The following is a 16862-nucleotide window of genomic DNA, read 5'->3' as shown; positions in this document are numbered from 1 at the left end:
GGAGGAATTTAATGATGATTAAAGTAATGTCGATCTTTGGAACACGTCCAGAAGCAATAAAAATGGCACCTTTGATCAAAGCGCTGGAAAAAGATGAGCGCTTTGAATCAATCGTGACGGTTACAGGCCAGCACCGTGAAATGTTAGACCAAGTGTTAGAAGTGTTTGAAATTACTCCTGATCACGATCTAGATGTGATGAGTGTCAATCAAACACTCACCGCTATTACAACGAAAGTTCTTTTATCATTAGAACCAATCTTACAAGCAGAACAGCCTGATATCGTCTTAGTTCATGGAGATACGACCACAACATTTGCTGCAGCGACCGCAGCATTTTATCAACAAATTAAAGTCGGACATGTCGAAGCAGGATTACGAACTTGGAACAAATGGTCACCGTTTCCTGAAGAAATCAATCGGCAAGCCACAGATGTTTTAGCGGATCTCTACTTTGCGCCAACCAATGAAAGTGCTGATAATCTTAGAAGAGAGCACCACGATGAAGCAAACATCTTCGTTACTGGCAATACGGCGATCGATGCGATGAGGTACACGATCGTGGCGGATCAAAAAAGCGATCATCTTTCGAGCAGCTCCACTAAACAATTATTAGTAACAATGCATCGACGTGAGAACCTAGGCGAGCCAATGGCGAACGTTTTTCAAGCATTAGGAAGGATTGCTGAAGAATTTTCTGATGTATCCATTATTTTTCCGATGCATAAAAATCCTAAAGTACGAGAATTAGCTGATACTATTTTAGGACAATATGAGAATGTTCAGCTGATCGAACCATTAGATGTCATTGATTTTCACAATTGTGCAGCCAAAAGTTATCTTATATTAACTGATTCAGGCGGAGTTCAAGAAGAGGCACCTTCTTTAGGTGTTCCGGTTCTTGTCTTACGTGATACCACTGAACGACCGGAAGGTGTAAAAGCCGGAACTTTAAAACTCGTTGGTACAGACGAAGAGACAGTTTATGACGAGACAAAACAATTGTTAACTGATGTAAAGGCTTATGAAAAGATGGCACAAGCAAAAAATCCTTATGGAGATGGTTACGCAAGTCAACGAATCTTAGAGGCTATCGCAGCCTCATTTCATTGATTACAGGTTACCAAAAAAGCAAAAAAACTTTCCAACAATTTTGGTGGAAAGWTTTTTTATTTTAAAGAAAAAATTGGTAAATTCTTTGAAATAAAATGAATTAAAATAAAGATGTGTACATATAAAAAGAAAAAAGGGGGAGTTGGATGGAAACACTGGAGCAACGAAAACAACGTAAAGCAAGAAAAAAGTTAGAAATGCAGCGTTTATGCAGGCTGTTAGATGTTGAAGGTTGGGAGCATAATGAATCGATCGTTAACGAAGTAAGAGCAATCGTTCGGCTAGGAAAAACACCAAAAAAAGAAACCAATCAATCTTAGAAGATCCAGCTCTATAAATGAGCTGGATCAAGGATAAAATCAAACATTATCCTTCGATCCTTCTAAAAAAGGTTTCTTTTTTTGTTTATTTGTAATCATCACATTGCAACCTCAGTGTGGGGATGATGTTTCGGAATCGAGATTTCAACTAAGTCATCTAATTCAATTACTTGGATTTCGTTTTCTTGATATAGGGCGTCATGGATTTTATTGAGGAAGTACGTTTTGACTTCTTCAATTTCTTTGGGTTGTATTTTTCGTTTTTCATTAATCAGTAAAATCTCGTTATGTTCCGGTGCTTCAGTGTAAACAATCATTGTATTGCCTGCAGTGTAAACCTTCACCATATGAGCATCTGTATTTTCCAATTGGTTTAAAACCAAACGTGAATGACTATTCGTTACATTGACAAATTTCATGGCGCTCACCTCTTTTATGTAGATTTTAGATACAACTTAATTTCATTATAATTTTTTTCTAATGAAAAGAACAGTATTTTGCTTTTTGTCAAAAAACAATCAAAAATCCGCTTTGAGCAATGAAGCACCCGTGAGAAAAGCTGTCGCTTTTTCATGGGTGCTTCATTTTTTATCAGTCGCAAAGCGAAGTTTTTGTCAGATGTTTAGTTTGTTGGCTCGTTTGTCGTTTCTTTGACTAAACGTTCTTGTTTAGAAGTGATCACAATTTTTTCTTCTTTATCCAATTTTGCTTTTAGTTCATGGATTGAAGGATGGTCTAAATAAAATTCAGCAATTCCATCTTCGATTTGTTCTTGGATCGTTCGACGAAGAGGGCGTGCGCCCATTGCTGGGTCATAGCCTAAGTCAACAAGTTTTTCTTTGACATTTGTCGGCACTTCGATATGCAGTTGTTGTGCTGCTAACATTTCATTGACTTCATCTAGCATCAAGGTAACGATGGTCATTAAGTTTTCTTTTGATAGCGCACTAAATTCGATGATTCCATCGAAACGGTTCAAGAATTCAGGTGTGAAGTAATTGTTTAGTTGGTTTAAAACAGAACGAGTAACCCCTTCACGAGCTGCTCCAAAACCGACATTTGCTTCGACTTTACCTGTACCAGCATTACTTGTCATAATGATGATCGTATCTTTAAAGCTTACTGTCCGACCTTGTGCGTCAGTCAAACGGCCATCATCCAAAATTTGGAGGAACATGTGTAACACATCAGGATGTGCTTTTTCCACTTCATCCAATAAAATCAAGCTATAAGGATTACGACGTACTTTTTCAGTAAGTTGACCTGCCTCTTCATAGCCCACATAGCCAGGAGGAGAACCAATCAATTTAGATACACTGTGTTTTTCCATGTATTCAGACATATCAAAACGAATCATTGAATCTTCGGAACCGAATAATTCAAATGCCAGTTGCTTGGCTAATTCAGTTTTGCCGACACCAGTTGGACCTACGAATAAAAATGATCCGATAGGGCGGTTTTTCTTGCTCAAGCCAACCCGATTACGACGAATAGCTTTTGCCACACGATCTACGGCATCGTCTTGTCCAATCACATGTGCTTTTAGATCAGTCGCAAGATTCTTCAATTGTGTTTGCTCTTTTTCTTTTAGATCGCCAACGGGGATGCCCGTACGTTCTTCCACAATTTTTTCCATATCTTTTTCTGTGATAACAGGCGTTTCTTCATCTGTTAATTGACGTTCTTTCATCTTTTCTAATTTACTGATTTGGTCACGATAATAAGCGGCTTTCTCAAAGTCTTCTTCTTTAGAAGCTTGGATTTTTTGTTCCTGTGCTTCTTCAAGTTTTTTGTCAATGGTTTTAGGATCAACGATTTGAATCGTTAAGTTTTTCTTTGAGCCAGTTTCATCAAGCAAGTCAATCGCTTTATCTGGTAAGAAACGATCTTGAACATAACGATTTGAGAGAATAGCTGCAGCTTCGATTGCTTCATCGGTATATTTGACGTGATGGTAGTCTTCGTAGCGTTTTTGCAATCCTTTTAAGATACTGATTGTTTCCTCAACAGAAGGTTCAACGACCCGAACCGGTTGCATCCGTCTTTCTAAAGCTGCATCTTTCTCGATGATGCGGTATTCATTTAATGTAGTGGCACCAACCATTTGTAGTTCGCCACGAGCTAGAGCTGGTTTTAAAATATTTCCCGCATCCATGTTCCCGTCACCAGCAGAACCAGCACCGACAATTTCATGGACTTCATCAATGAATAATATGACATTTTCAGCCTGCTTAATTTCTTCGATCAATTTTTGCATCCGTTCTTCAAATTGTCCACGGATACCAGTTCCTTGAACCAAAGAAACCACATCTAAACGAATCACTTCTTTATCCATTAATTTTTGCGGCACATCGCCATCTACGATTTTTTGTGCAAGTCCTTCAACTACGGCAGTTTTACCAACACCAGGCTCACCGATTAATACCGGATTGTTTTTTGTTCGACGGTTTAAAATCTCGATCACACGTTTGATTTCATCATCACGGCCGATCACAGGATCAATGTCACCTTGACGAGCTTGTTCGGTGATGTTGATTCCGTATTCTCCTAAAAGACCTTCGGAATTTCCTTGTTGCGGTGGTTGACCGCCGTTAAAGTTGTTGTTACCACCGAATTGGGTTGGAGGAGTTTGTTCATAGTTTCCTTGCTGTTGCATTTGGCGGGACATGGAGCGGAATAAGTCGTCCAAGCTGCCAAAACCAAAAGGATCATTTTGAGCCATACTAGTCAGACCTCCATTTTGTTGATTTTTAATTTTTTGATAGCAACTTTGGCAGTAATCAAGTTGCGTTCTCTGTCCGTTTACTGTTGCATATAAGTGGATCGTTGCTTCATTTTTCCCACAATTTTGACAAAGCATAAATGATTCACGTCCTTTCACATGATTCACATGTTTCCATTCTATTTTACAACGCGTGACTACGAAGGTAAAAGAATAACCCTCATTTACTCAAAAGTTGAAAAGGTAAAAAATGTTATTGACCATTATTGACCTTTGGCTATAATTATACTAAATTTTAGGACGCGTGCAAGTATTTAGTTTTTCAAAATAAATGAAGAAATGAATAAGTCGTTCTTCGATAAAAGTGATAAATAGAAGGAGATATTTCGCTTGGCAGAGTCTAGTTTTGTTTGCTTCTTTACTGAGGGATCAGTAAAGAGAATCAAAGCAACTAAAAAAAGAAGTGAGGTAGAATGAATACGGTTGTTATCCTATGTATTCATATTTTTAAAAGTAGTGCTAATTATTTTCCACACTTTTAGTTGAATTTAAATGAAAACTGTTGTATCTATCGGGAAAAAATGGTAATCTTTACAAATGAAAGGGTACTACTTATTAGTGTTCTTAGTAAACTGCTAAAAAAGAAAACCCTCACATAAAAACAACACTCACTTAAAGGAGACCGATTAATATGGAAAAGAAAGAATTTCACGTAGTAGCAGAAACTGGAATCCACGCACGTCCAGCTACATTATTAGTACAAACAGCAAGCAAATTTAACTCTGATGTAAACTTAGAGTATAAAGGTAAATCAGTAAACTTGAAATCTATCATGGGCGTTATGTCTTTAGGTGTGGGTCAAGGTTCTGACGTTACAATCACAGCTGAAGGTGCTGACGAAGCAGACGCAATGGCAGCTATCGTTGATACAATGAAGAAAGAAGGATTATCTGAATAATGGTTGAAATGCTAAAAGGGATTGCCGCTAGTGACGGCGTTGCCGTTGCAAAAGCTTACCTGCTAGTTCAACCGGATTTAACATTCAGTAAGACAACAGTAGAAGATACAGCAGCTGAAGCATCTCGTTTAGATGATGCTTTAGCAAAATCTACTGAAGAATTGCAACAAATTCGTGAAAAAGCAGCGCAAAGCTTAGGTGAAGCAGAAGCGCAAGTATTTGACGCACACTTGATGGTTCTGTCTGATCCAGAAATGGTTGGTCAAATTAAACAAAACATTAATGATAACAGCGTAAACGCTGAATCAGCATTAAAAGAAGTAACTGATATGTATATCAGTATGTTCGAAGCTATGGAAGACAACGCTTATATGCAAGAACGTGCGGCTGATATCCGCGACGTTGCGAAACGTATTTTAGCGCATTTACTAGGTGTGACATTACCAAATCCATCAATGATTAACGAAGAAGTAGTTGTTGTTGCTCATGATTTGACACCAAGTGATACTGCTCAATTAGATCGCAATTTTGTTAAAGCGTTTGTAACTGACATCGGCGGACGTACTTCACACTCAGCGATCATGGCACGTTCTTTAGAAATCCCAGCGATCGTAGGTACAAAAGAAATCACTGCTAAAGTCAAAGAAGGCGACATGTTAGCTGTTAACGGGATTGAAGGCGATGTAATCGTTGATCCTACAGCTGAACAAAAAGCTGAATTTGAAAAAATCGGTGCTGAATACGCTGCTCAAAAAGCAGAATGGGAAAAATTAAAAAATGCTGAAACTGTTACTGCTGATGGCAAACATTTTGAATTAGCAGCAAATATTGGTACACCAAAAGATTTAGTTGGTGTTCATAATAACGGCGGGGAAGCGGTTGGTCTTTACCGTACAGAATTCTTGTACATGGATTCTCCTGATTTCCCAACTGAAGATGACCAATATGAAGCATATAAAGCAGTTCTTGAAGGTATGGAAGGTAAACCGGTTGTCGTGCGTACGATGGATATCGGTGGCGATAAAGAATTACCTTACTTACAATTGCCTCATGAAATGAACCCATTCTTAGGCTATCGTGCATTACGAATCAGCTTGTCAGAACAAGGTGACGAAATGTTCCGTACGCAAATGCGCGCATTATTACGTGCATCTGTTCATGGAAACTTACGTATCATGTTCCCAATGGTAGCGACTCTTAAAGAATTCCGTGCTGCAAAAGCAATCTTTGAAGACGAAAAACAAAAATTATTGAATGAAGGCGTGGAAGTATCTGATACGATCCAAGTCGGCATCATGATCGAAATTCCAGCAGCAGCTGTCTTAGCTGACAAGTTTGCTAAGGAAGTTGACTTCTTCTCAGTAGGAACGAATGACTTGATCCAATACACTATGGCAGCTGACCGTATGAACGAACGTGTTTCATACTTGTATCAACCTTACAACCCATCAATCCTACGTTTGATTAAAAACGTGATCGATGCAGCGCATGCTGAAGGTAAATGGGCTGGTATGTGTGGCGAAATGGCTGGGGATCAAACCGCAGTTCCGCTACTTGTAGGTATGGGATTAGATGAATTCTCAATGAGTGCAACATCAATCTTGAAAACACGTAGTTTAATGAAACGTTTAGATACAACGAAGATGGCAGAACTTGCTGATCGTGCTTTGAAAGAATGTGACACGATGGAAGAAGTCGTTGAACTTGTAAATGAATACGTAAAATAATAATACGAGTAAAAGCTGGTACAGCGATAGTAGCTGTATCAGCTTTTTACAATGGGATTTTTACATATAGGTAAAAATAAGGAATGAAAAATAGAGTTATTTTAAAATAGGGCTTAAGTTTGAGTGACAGGTTCAGCGCTATGTTATACTATATAAATGAAGGAGGACGTAAGGTGAAGGTATTATTATATTTTGAAAGTGAAAAAATACTTGCGAAATCTGGTATTGGACGAGCGCTTGACCACCAAAAACGTGCTCTAAAAGAAATGGGGATTCCCTACACGCTAGATAGTAAAGATGACTATGATATCTTACACATCAATACATATGGTATCAATAGTCACAATATGGTCAATAAAGCAAGAAAAGACGGCAAGAAGATCGTCTATCATGCTCACTCAACAGAGGAAGATTTTCGTAACTCATTTATTGGCTCTAATCAATTATCGCCATTAGTAAAAAAATATTTAGTGGGATTATATCAAAAGGCGGATTATCTCATCACACCTACGCCATATTCTAAACGATTACTGGAAAGTTACGGCATAGATTTACCGATCCAATCGATATCAAATGGGATTGATCTAAAAAAATATCAACCAGATCCAATCAAAGAACAAAAATTTCGCGACTATTTCAAATTATCACCAGATCAGAAAGTGATTATCTGTGTTGGCCTTTTTTTTGCTCGTAAAGGGATCATTGATTTTGTAGAAATTGCAAAAAAACTCCCAGAATATACATTTATTTGGTTTGGACATGTACCTATGTATTCGATCCCAAAAAATATCCGACAGATTGTGAAAGAAGAACACCCAGATAATGTGATCTTTCCAGGATATATTCGGGGAGAAATTATTGAGGGTGCATACTCAGGCGCTGACCTTTTTTTCTTCCCATCTTATGAAGAAACAGAAGGAATTGTAGTATTAGAGGCACTAGCAAGTAAGCAAAATGTTCTTGTACGAGACATTCCAGTCTATGATGGCTGGTTAGAAGATAAAAAAAATTGTTACATGGGTCGCTCTAATGAAGAATTTACCGTATTGATCAAAAAGATCGTGGAAGAAGAAGTTCCTAGTCTAGTGGCAGCTGGATATCAGACTGCCCAAGCACGAAGTATTGAGAAAATTGGTGAGCAACTGAAATTGGTGTATACACAAGTGTTAGAAGAAGCAGATTCTTCCATAAATGAAAGACAAAATAATAAAGGGTAGTTTGGAGGCAAAAAATCATGAAAATTGGCTTTTTTACCGATACCTATTTTCCGCAGGTAAGCGGAGTTGCTACATCGATCAAAACCTTAAAAAATGAACTAGAAAAACATGGACATGAAGTCTATATTTTTACGACAACCGATCCAAATGCTGATAAAATAGAAAAAGATGTCATTCGTATGCCGAGTGTTCCATTCGTTTCCTTTAAAGATCGGCGAATAGTGGTACGAGGTATGTGGTACGCTTATTTAGTAGCGAAGGAACTTGAATTAGAACTGATTCATACTCATACAGAATTTGGTGCAGGGATTTTAGGTAAAATGGTTGCTAAAAAGCTGAAAATACCATTGATCCATACGTATCATACGATGTATGAAGATTATCTACACTATATTGCTAAAGGCAAAGTGATACGTCAATCTCATGTCAGATATCTCTCCCGCTTATTTGTTAACCATACAACAGGAGTTGTCTGTCCCAGTGAACGAGTAATTGATACATTAAGAAGTTATGGTGTTGTCGCACCACTTCGAGTGATTCCTACAGGGATCGATATTGAGAAATTTAAAAGGGAAGGAATCACGCAAAAAGCTATCAAAGAAATCAGAGGATCGCTGAATATCAAAGATGATGAGTTAATGATCTTATCTTTAAGTCGTATCTCTTATGAAAAAAATATTCAAGCATTGGTCCAGGGGTTTCCCCAAGTTCTAAAAGCATATCCCAATGCACGAATGGTGATCGTTGGCAAAGGGCCTTACCTTGAAGAGTTGCAAGAGCTAATCAACGAACTAGCATTGGATGAATTTGTCCAATTTACTGGAGAAGTCGATAACGAAGATGTGGCATTGTATTATAAAGCAGCTGATTACTTTGTTAGTGCCTCAACTTCAGAAACACAAGGTTTAACTTATACGGAAGCAATGGCTTCAGGGACACCTTGTGTAATTGAGGGAAATGCTTATCTTAATCGTTTGTTTGATCATCCCTCCCTTGGGAAAACATTTGAAACCGATGAGGATTTCGCACCAGCACTTATTGATTATATAAAAAGTGAAGTCCCTCGTGACCAAAAAGTATTGGAATCAAAATTATATGATATTTCCTCTACGCACTTTGGAGAAGCGATGATTGAATTTTATGAAGATATGATTATCTATCATGAAAAAGAAATGCAACGAAAAGAAGAAGAGGCATCCATCGAAAGAATAAAAATCAAATTAAATTCATTTAAACGATAAATTTAGGTATTTATCCTAAAAAAATCTTTGTTTCTGGCGTATACTTAGCATAGAGACAAAGATTTTTTGATTTTTAGGAGGTCACGAATATGAAATTAGGTTTTATCGGGACAGGAGTCATGGGACGCGCAATCACTGAGCATCTTATGAACGCAGGACATGAAGTAACTGTCTATAATCGAACAAAAGCAAAAACGGATGAGCTAGTCAAAAAAGGAGCCATTTGGGCTGAAACACCTAAAGATGTCACTAAAAATAGTGAGATCATCTTTTCGATGGTTGGTTATCCCCAAGATGTAGAAGAAATTTACTATGGCGAAAATGGGATCTTTGCAACGGATGTCCAAGATCGAATTTTGGTTGATCTAACAACTAGTACCCCAACGCTTGCAGAAAAAATTGCAAAAACAGCCACAGAAAAAGGTGCAGCTGCTTTAGATGCACCAGTTTCAGGTGGAGATCTGGGTGCGAAGAATGCCACTTTGACAATCATGGTTGGTGGTGAAAAAAGTGTCTATGAAAAAGTTTTACCTTTGTTTCAAGTGATGGGATCTACTTTTACTTTACATGGGACAGCAGGAAAAGGCCAACATGCGAAAATGGCAAATCAAATCATGATTGCAGGGACTATGACAGGCATGACCGAGTTACTTGCTTATGCTTCAAAAGCAGGACTTGACTTTGAAAAAGTCATTGAAACAGTCTCAGGAGGCAGTGCTGCAAACTGGTCATTAAGTAATTATGCTCCTCGTATTTTAAAAGAGGATTATACGCCAGGATTTTTTGTTAAACATTTTATTAAAGATTTGAAAATTGCGTTAGATGAAGCAGATAAAATGGCATTGAAGTTACCAGCGACAACGCAAGCTTTAAAATTATATGAACAATTAGCAGATCAGGGATTTGAAAATGACGGTACTCAAGCATTGATTAAGCTTTGGTGGCCTGAAGGAAAGAACCCAGAAAAAAAATCTTAAAAAACTCGCTTTTTTTGGAGAAAATCAATGCAAGTCGTCTGTGCTTTTGTTACAATATAACAGAAATAAGAAAAGGAGGACCTCCGATGGCACATTCACAATTAGTTGCAATCATTAAACGACTGGAGGCAATGGTCGAATCAGCAGATAATGAACTGCAAGTCCGTCGTTTTGAAAAAGAGGGCGTTGAAAAATGTACAGTTACTTATGACAAAGCAACTGAAACATTTGAATTAACTGAAACAGATTCACATCAACAATATGAATTTGACAATATCGATATCGTTGCAATGGAAATTTATGACTTGATCCAATAAAAGATCATGAAAGAAGCGTTCAGCTCTGAGCAACCAAGAGAGGATTTTTTAGAAAATCTTCTCTTGGTGCTTTAGAGCTGCTTTTTTTATGGCTTAATGGATCAGGCTTCGTTCGTAAGAAGTCTTCTTGAAGTGACCAGGATGGGCGTGTTCTATCCACAAGCGTTCGTATCAGCAAGAGACTGCTCCGATGAATAGAAGAAAAAGTGTGACGCCTATTTTTCCTTAGATTTTTTTCGGCTAGTGAGAAGATTAGGGGAATAATTGGTTAAATGGATAAAACAACGAAAAGAAACCGTGAACTGTAGACCAATGTTTGGTAGTTCAAGGTTTCTTTTTATTTTACAATTCATTTTGGGCGAGAATTTTCTTATGGTAACTCATTAGTATAAGGACGGGGTCAATTTCTTCTTTTTGCAACTGTCGCTTCAAGGACAAACCAGCTTTTGCATTTTCATAATAAAAATAAGGAGATTCATCATTAGACGTAATGGCCGTTTCAGCCAGTTGACCGTAACAAATCAAATAATGTTTTTGTTTCGTTTCGTCCGCTGCCAGAGGTAAATGGAAAGTGATTTTAGGCGTCCTTAGAAATAGTTTCTGCGCCTGTATTCTTTTAATGAAAGCTGTGGATAACTCAATATCTTGTTGGATTTGGGCAGCTTTTTCAAAATTCAATTGTTCGATAAAATGATTTTGCCTTTTCTTCAAGTAAGTGATTAGTTTTTTATTGCGCCCTTGCAACAGATTTTGAATCTCTTTTTTCTTTTGTTCAAATGACAACTGATTCATTTCCGGTAATTGTGTATTTAAAGCTAAAAGGCTGATTTCAGACAGCCACGGCATCTGATAGGTTTCTTCAATGATGCGTAAAATAGCCGGCATTTTTTTGTAAAGTCGAAAGGGACCGTAAGTACGGGCAAGTGGCATATCCGAAAGGGAAAAACCATTATTTGTAATATGTAAATAATTATAGTTACTAAAATAGTTCATTTGACGGTTGTAAAAAGGGCGGTAGTACTGGATTAATTGACATTCTAACAATAGTGCATCTAATTCAGTATCCACGACGACAAAATCAAAGTCAGCGATATGATGAATCAATCGGCGAACTTTTTTTGAATGTTGTTTACTATGACGAAAATAACTACTTACACGATTTTTTAATTGTTTCGCTTTTCCCACGTAAATCACAGTTCCGGTATGATCTTTCATCAAGTATACCCCAGGAAGCAAGGGGAGTTTTTTTACTTTTTCTTTCAACGTTCTTTCTCCTTTTTTATCAAAAAATACTATATCAAATTTACGGCAAAGGAACAACCTTTTCGTTTGCTGAGTATTAAGTAAAAATAGTTTGACAATCAAAATATTTATTTGAGAAATATTTTTAATGTTTAAATGGGTGATTGTTGATTTAATAGGATTTTAAAATGAATTTTTTCTTAGAAAAAGTTCATAATCGAAAAAAATGAGCTTTTTAGGTTGCATTTTGAAAAAAGTTAAGATATAGTTTGAACATCAAATGATTTGATAATCAAACTAATTAGTGGATGGTGGAACATGGAACCAGATTCGAAAACAGTAAATGATTATCTTGTTAGTGTCTTCAATGATATTTTGACAATCGAAGAATCTGAATTAAAAAAATCTCAGTTCAAAGATTTGTCAATTACAGAGATGCATACGATCGAGGCAATCGGTATGTACAAGAAAAAAACGACTTCAGAAGTAGCCAAAGAACTGTCGATTACTGTTGGGACCTTGACCACTGCTATCAATAAGTTAGTAAAGAAAGACTATGTTGAACGCATTCGAAGTGAAGATGATCGACGAGTGGTGAAATTAGGACTGACAAAAAAAGGCAAACTTTTATATCGTGTCCATCAGCACTTTCATCGTGAAATGGTCAAAAATATCTTGGATGGCATGGCTACCGACGAACAGCAAGCTTTACTGGCTGCATTGAAAAACTTGCATGATTTTTTGCGAGATTACAAGTGAGGATTTTTAATGGAACAATTTGGAACGATCACAGCAACAGCTAGTGTCCTTCCCGAAAAAATCATTACCAATGATGATCTTTCCAAAATGATGGACACTTCAGATGAATGGATTTCATCGCGAACAGGTATCAAACAAAGGCGTTGCGTCACAGATCAAGAAACTTCTGATCTTTGCTATTTAGTAGCAGAAAAGCTCATCAAAAAAAAGAACATCGATCCGACAGAACTTGACTTCATTCTTGTAGCAACCATGTCTCCTGATTTTACGACACCCTCTGTGGCTGTCCAGGTTCAAGGTAAACTTGGTGCAACAAATGCAATTGCATTTGATCTTAGTGCAGCATGTTCAGGCTTTGTTTATGCTTTAAGCATGGCAGAGAAAATGATTCGGTGCGGTTCAAATAAAGGATTAGTGATTGGTGGCGAGACATTATCCAAATTAATCGATTGGTCTGATCGTTCAACGGCTGTCCTGTTTGGTGATGGTGCTGGTGGTGTGTTACTTGAAGCTGGTACAGAGCAGAAAATAATTGCAGAACATCTGGAAGCAGATGGCACTCGAGGATCGTCACTCACAGCTGGCTATCATTCGAACGGATCACCGGTGTATGTAAAGGATGCAAAAGGCTCTTTTTATTTATCAATGATAGGAAGAGATATCTTTGATTTTGCTGTAAGAGACGTTGCAAAAAACATTAAAGACATCACTCAAAATGTGTCAGTTGATTATCTGCTTTTACATCAAGCAAATCTTAGAATCATTGAGAAAATTGCACGCAAGGTAAAAATACCGCAAGAAAAATTCTTAACCAATATGGATAAATACGGAAATACCTCTGCTGCAAGTATTCCAATCCTATTAGATGAAGCGGTAGCTAGTGGGCAAATCACTTTAGGAAAAAACAAAAAGTAGTATTTACAGGTTACGGTGGAGGTTTAACATGGGGAAGTATCCTCATGGAACTGTAAGCTGATAAAACATAAAATTGTAAACAATATCGGAGGAATATATAGTATGGTATTCGAAAAAATTCAAGAAATTATTGCAGAAGAGTTAGGAAAAGAAACAGAAGAAATCAAATTAACAACAAACATCCAAGAAGACTTAGAAGCTGATAGCTTGGATTTATTCCAAATCATTAATGAAATCGAAGACGAATTTGACGTGAAAATCGAAACAGAAGACGGCATCAAAACAGTTCAAGATTTAGTAACTTATGTTGAAAAACAAACTGCATAATCATTAAGATTAGGTTGGAGGCTGGGACATTTTCCTTAAATAGGAGTGTCTTGGTCCTTTTTAATAAATCAAGACATGAGCATATATCCTAAAAATATTGGAGAAAATACATGAAGACAGCATTTTTATTTAGCGGACAAGGCGCTCAGTATCCAGGCATGGGACAAGATCTCTATCAAGAAACTATCGTCAAAGAAACGTTTGATGAAGCAAGTGATATTCTAGGCTATGATATGGCGGAATTGTGTTTTTCAGAAAATGAACGACTCAATCAAACCGCTTATACACAACCAGCAATCTTAACGGTCAGCATTGCTTTTTATCGTTTGTTGAAAGAAAGAGGGATTACACCTCAAGCTGCTCTAGGATTAAGTTTAGGCGAATATTCCGCTTTAGTAGCTAGTGGAGCTTTGTCATTTAGTGAAGCAGTCGCTTTAGTGGCAAAACGAGGGGCTTATATGACTGAAGCTGCACCACTTGGTAGTGGGAAAATGGTAGCTGTTATGAATGCACCTGTAGAAGTTATTGAAGAAAGCTGTTTGGAAGCTCAACGATTAGGAATTGTTTCTCCTGCAAATTATAATACACCCCAACAAATCGTAATTGGCGGTGAAGAACAAGCAGTGGATGAAGCAGTAAGAATCATGCAAGAAAAAGGCATCAAACGAATGATTCCACTTAATGTGAGTGGTCCGTTTCATACAGCAATCTTAGCGCCAGCAGCAAAAAAATTAGCCGTTGAGCTAAAAGCGATCACTTTTAATGAGCCAACAATTCCTGTCATCAGTAATACGACAACTGAAATCATGAACAAAGATCGGATACCGACTCTGCTTGAACAACAAGTGATGAAGCCGGTACATTTTTATGAAAGCATCCATCAATTAAAAGAACTTGGTGTGGAACGTGTGATCGAAGTTGGTCCAGGTAAAGTATTAAGTGGCTTTATGAAGAAAATCGATAAAACGATTCCGGTTTTAAGAGTAGAAAATCAACAAACTTTAGAAGAAACAATGACAAGTATCGGAGGCATGTTATGGAGCTAACAGGAAAAAACGTATTTATTACAGGTAGCACAAGAGGAATTGGTGCCGCTGTGGCGCTAGCTTTTGCAAAAGCAGGCGCAAACATCGTTTTAAATGGACGAAAAGCAATTCCAGAAGAAAAAATCAATGAGATCAAAGCTCAAGGTGTGAACTGCATCGGTGTTTCTGGCGATATCTCAGATTATGAAAAAGCTGGTTTGATGGTAGAAGAAGCAGAAAAACAATTAGGATCAATCGATATTCTAATCAATAATGCAGGGATTACGAACGATAAATTATTGATGCGCATGTCAGCAGAAGATTTTAAAGCTTGTTTAGATATCAATCTAACAGGAACATTCAATATGACACAACACGTTTTAAAGAAAATGATGAAAAAACGTGAAGGTGCAATTATCAACTTGTCAAGTGTTTCAGGATTGATTGGTAACGTCGGACAAGCCAATTACGCAGCAAGCAAAGCAGGTGTCGTTGGTTTTACAAAATCTGTTGCTCGTGAGGCGGCTGCACGCGGTGTTACATGTAATGCCATTGCTCCTGGTTTTATCGCTACGGATATGACCGAAGTGTTATCTGATAAAGTCAAAGAGCAAGTAGTAAAACAAATTCCAATGCAACGTTTTGGCAGCGTGGAAGATGTTGCGAATGCTGCGATTTTCTTAGCAGAGAGTCCTTATATCACAGGACAGGTCATCAATGTTGATGGCGGTCTCGTGATGCACGGATAAAAAGGAGGAAAACAATAATGAATCGAGTAGTAATTACAGGCTATGGTGTCACTTCACCAATCGGTAATGATGCTGAAAGCTTTTTAGATAGTTTGCAAAAAGGAACGAATGGGATTGCTCCTATTACTAAATTTGACGCCACAGAAACTGGAATCACACTAGCAGGTGAAGTCAAAGATTTTCCATACGATAAATATTTTGTAAAAAAAGACAGCAAACGGATGGACATGTTCTCGATTTATGGGATCTATGCAGCACTAGAAGCATTAGGGATGAGCGGTCTAGATAAAGAGAAAATCGATCAAGATCGTTTTGGTGTCATTGTTGGTTCCGGTATCGGCGGATTGCCAACGATTGAAAACCAAGTGATCCGGTTACACGAAAAAGGCGCGCAACGTGTCTCACCAATGTTTGTTCCAATGGCTATTGCAAATATGGCTGCCGGCAACATTGCACTACGTGTAGGTGCTAAAGGGATTTGTACAGCAATCGTTACTGCTTGTGCGAGTGGAACGAATGCTATTGGTGAAGCTTACCGCAATATCAAACATGGTTATTCAGATGTCATTCTAGCTGGTGGGGCAGAAGCAACAATTTGTGAAATGGGAATTGCTGGCTTTGCTGCACTAACAGCTCTATCGAATGCTGAAGACCCTACTCGTGGTTCGATTCCTTTTGATGAAGAACGTAACGGTTTTGTGATGGGCGAAGGAGCGGGTATCTTAGTGATCGAATCTTTAGAACATGCTCAAGCTCGTGGTGCAAAAATCTATGGAGAAATCGTTGGTTACGGCGCTAATTGTGATGCGTTCCATATGACTGCTCCTACACCAGATGGTTCAGGCGCTGCCAAAGCAATGAAATTAGCCATGGATGAAGCGGGTATTAAGCCAGAAGATGTTGGCTATATCAATGCCCATGGGACAAGTACACCCGCTAATGATCAAGCAGAAGCAAAAGCGATCCAACTGGCATTAGGTGATTCATTCAAAGAAACATATGTCAGCAGTACGAAATCCATGACTGGACACTTATTAGGTGCAGCTGGAGGGATTGAAGCGTTAGCTACTTTAATGGCGCTGGAACATCAATTTATTCCACCAAACATCAATGTCCAAAAACAAGATCCGGAAATTGACTTGAATGTTGTCATCAATGAAAGCAAACCAGCGCAATTGACTTATGCAATGAGCAATTCGTTAGGCTTTGGTGGTCACAATGCGGTCTTGTGTATGAAACGCTGGGAGGAATAAT

Annotated in this window: 16 protein-coding genes and 1 pseudogene; 14 read left to right on the top strand and 3 right to left on the bottom strand. The window is 37.9% G+C overall.

The window, feature by feature from the left end:
- Positions 1–11: 11 nt before the first annotated feature.
- Together wecB and EHR_RS14320 are read left to right on the top strand one after the other, a co-directional pair.
- The gene (wecB, locus tag EHR_RS13280; RefSeq protein WP_010738142.1) at positions 12–1112 is read left to right on the top strand and encodes a non-hydrolyzing UDP-N-acetylglucosamine 2-epimerase; all 1101 of its coding nucleotides are present in this window, start codon (positions 12–14) and stop codon (positions 1110–1112) included.
- A 146-nt stretch (positions 1113–1258) separates the two neighbouring features.
- Entirely contained in the window at positions 1259–1432 is a 174-nt protein-coding gene (locus EHR_RS14320; RefSeq protein WP_010719688.1) for a hypothetical protein, read from the top strand.
- Between the two features lie 98 nt (positions 1433–1530).
- Here the strand turns inward: EHR_RS14320 and EHR_RS13275 are convergent, their stop codons facing one another.
- The gene (locus EHR_RS13275) at positions 1531–1851 is read right to left on the bottom strand and encodes a DUF1827 family protein (protein ID WP_010719687.1); all 321 of its coding nucleotides are present in this window, start codon (positions 1849–1851) and stop codon (positions 1531–1533) included.
- 203 nt (positions 1852–2054) lie between these two features.
- Entirely contained in the window at positions 2055–4292 is a 2238-nt protein-coding gene (locus tag EHR_RS13270) for an ATP-dependent Clp protease ATP-binding subunit (protein WP_010738141.1), read from the bottom strand.
- Between the two features lie 553 nt (positions 4293–4845).
- Here EHR_RS13270 and EHR_RS13265 point away from each other — a divergent pair.
- The 6 genes from EHR_RS13265 to EHR_RS13240 all read left to right on the top strand — a co-directional run bounded on the left by EHR_RS13265 (position 4846) and on the right by EHR_RS13240 (position 10591).
- On the top strand, positions 4846–5112 hold the full coding sequence (locus EHR_RS13265; RefSeq protein WP_010719685.1) for a phosphocarrier protein HPr: 267 nt from the start codon (positions 4846–4848) through the stop codon (positions 5110–5112).
- Entirely contained in the window at positions 5112–6839 is a 1728-nt protein-coding gene (gene ptsP / locus EHR_RS13260; RefSeq protein WP_010719684.1) for a phosphoenolpyruvate--protein phosphotransferase, read from the top strand. Before EHR_RS13265 ends, ptsP begins: the two co-directional genes overlap by 1 nt.
- A gap of 173 nt (positions 6840–7012) precedes the next feature.
- Positions 7013–8056 (top strand): LTA glycolipid anchor biosynthesis glycosyltransferase, IagA/BgsA family, encoded by a 1044-nt coding sequence (locus EHR_RS13255; RefSeq protein WP_014834761.1) that lies wholly within the window; start codon positions 7013–7015, stop codon positions 8054–8056.
- 17 nt (positions 8057–8073) lie between these two features.
- Positions 8074–9297 (top strand): glycosyltransferase family 4 protein, encoded by a 1224-nt coding sequence (locus EHR_RS13250; protein ID WP_010719682.1) that lies wholly within the window; start codon positions 8074–8076, stop codon positions 9295–9297.
- An 89-nt stretch (positions 9298–9386) separates the two neighbouring features.
- On the top strand, positions 9387–10274 hold the full coding sequence (locus tag EHR_RS13245) for an NAD(P)-dependent oxidoreductase (RefSeq protein WP_010738140.1): 888 nt from the start codon (positions 9387–9389) through the stop codon (positions 10272–10274).
- Between the two features lie 86 nt (positions 10275–10360).
- A complete protein-coding gene (locus tag EHR_RS13240; protein WP_010719680.1) occupies positions 10361–10591 on the top strand; it encodes a YkuJ family protein in 231 nt (76 codons plus the stop codon).
- Between the two features lie 342 nt (positions 10592–10933).
- Here the strand turns inward: EHR_RS13240 and EHR_RS13235 are convergent, their stop codons facing one another.
- Entirely contained in the window at positions 10934–11806 is an 873-nt protein-coding gene (locus EHR_RS13235) for a GIY-YIG nuclease family protein (RefSeq protein WP_088766128.1), read from the bottom strand.
- 345 nt (positions 11807–12151) lie between these two features.
- On the opposite strand from EHR_RS13235, the gene fabT reads away from it, so the two are divergent.
- From fabT to fabF, 6 genes and pseudogenes are all read left to right on the top strand, one after another.
- Complete coding sequence (fabT, locus tag EHR_RS13230) at positions 12152–12592, top strand: fatty acid biosynthesis transcriptional regulator FabT (RefSeq protein WP_010738139.1); 441 nt, start codon at positions 12152–12154, stop codon at positions 12590–12592.
- Positions 12593–12601: 9 nt separating this feature from the next.
- Positions 12602–13563: pseudogene (locus EHR_RS13225) on the top strand (beta-ketoacyl-ACP synthase III).
- Positions 13564–13609: 46 nt separating this feature from the next.
- Entirely contained in the window at positions 13610–13834 is a 225-nt protein-coding gene (locus EHR_RS13220; protein ID WP_005876288.1) for an acyl carrier protein, read from the top strand.
- 110 nt (positions 13835–13944) lie between these two features.
- The gene (gene fabD, locus EHR_RS13215; RefSeq protein ID WP_010738137.1) at positions 13945–14880 is read left to right on the top strand and encodes an ACP S-malonyltransferase; all 936 of its coding nucleotides are present in this window, start codon (positions 13945–13947) and stop codon (positions 14878–14880) included.
- Positions 14871–15608 (top strand): 3-oxoacyl-[acyl-carrier-protein] reductase, encoded by a 738-nt coding sequence (fabG, locus tag EHR_RS13210; protein WP_010719675.1) that lies wholly within the window; start codon positions 14871–14873, stop codon positions 15606–15608. Before fabD ends, fabG begins: the two co-directional genes overlap by 10 nt.
- Positions 15609–15625: 17 nt before the next feature.
- A complete protein-coding gene (gene fabF, locus EHR_RS13205; protein ID WP_010719674.1) occupies positions 15626–16861 on the top strand; it encodes a beta-ketoacyl-ACP synthase II in 1236 nt (411 codons plus the stop codon).
- Position 16862 lies beyond the last annotated feature (1 nt).

Origin of the sequence: Enterococcus hirae ATCC 9790 (genome assembly GCF_000271405.2) — a bacterium.
Taxonomy (GTDB): domain Bacteria; phylum Bacillota; class Bacilli; order Lactobacillales; family Enterococcaceae; genus Enterococcus_B; species Enterococcus_B hirae.
The sequence above is the reverse complement of the archived record's forward strand: the minus strand, read 5'-3'. Positions and strand labels throughout refer to the sequence as shown.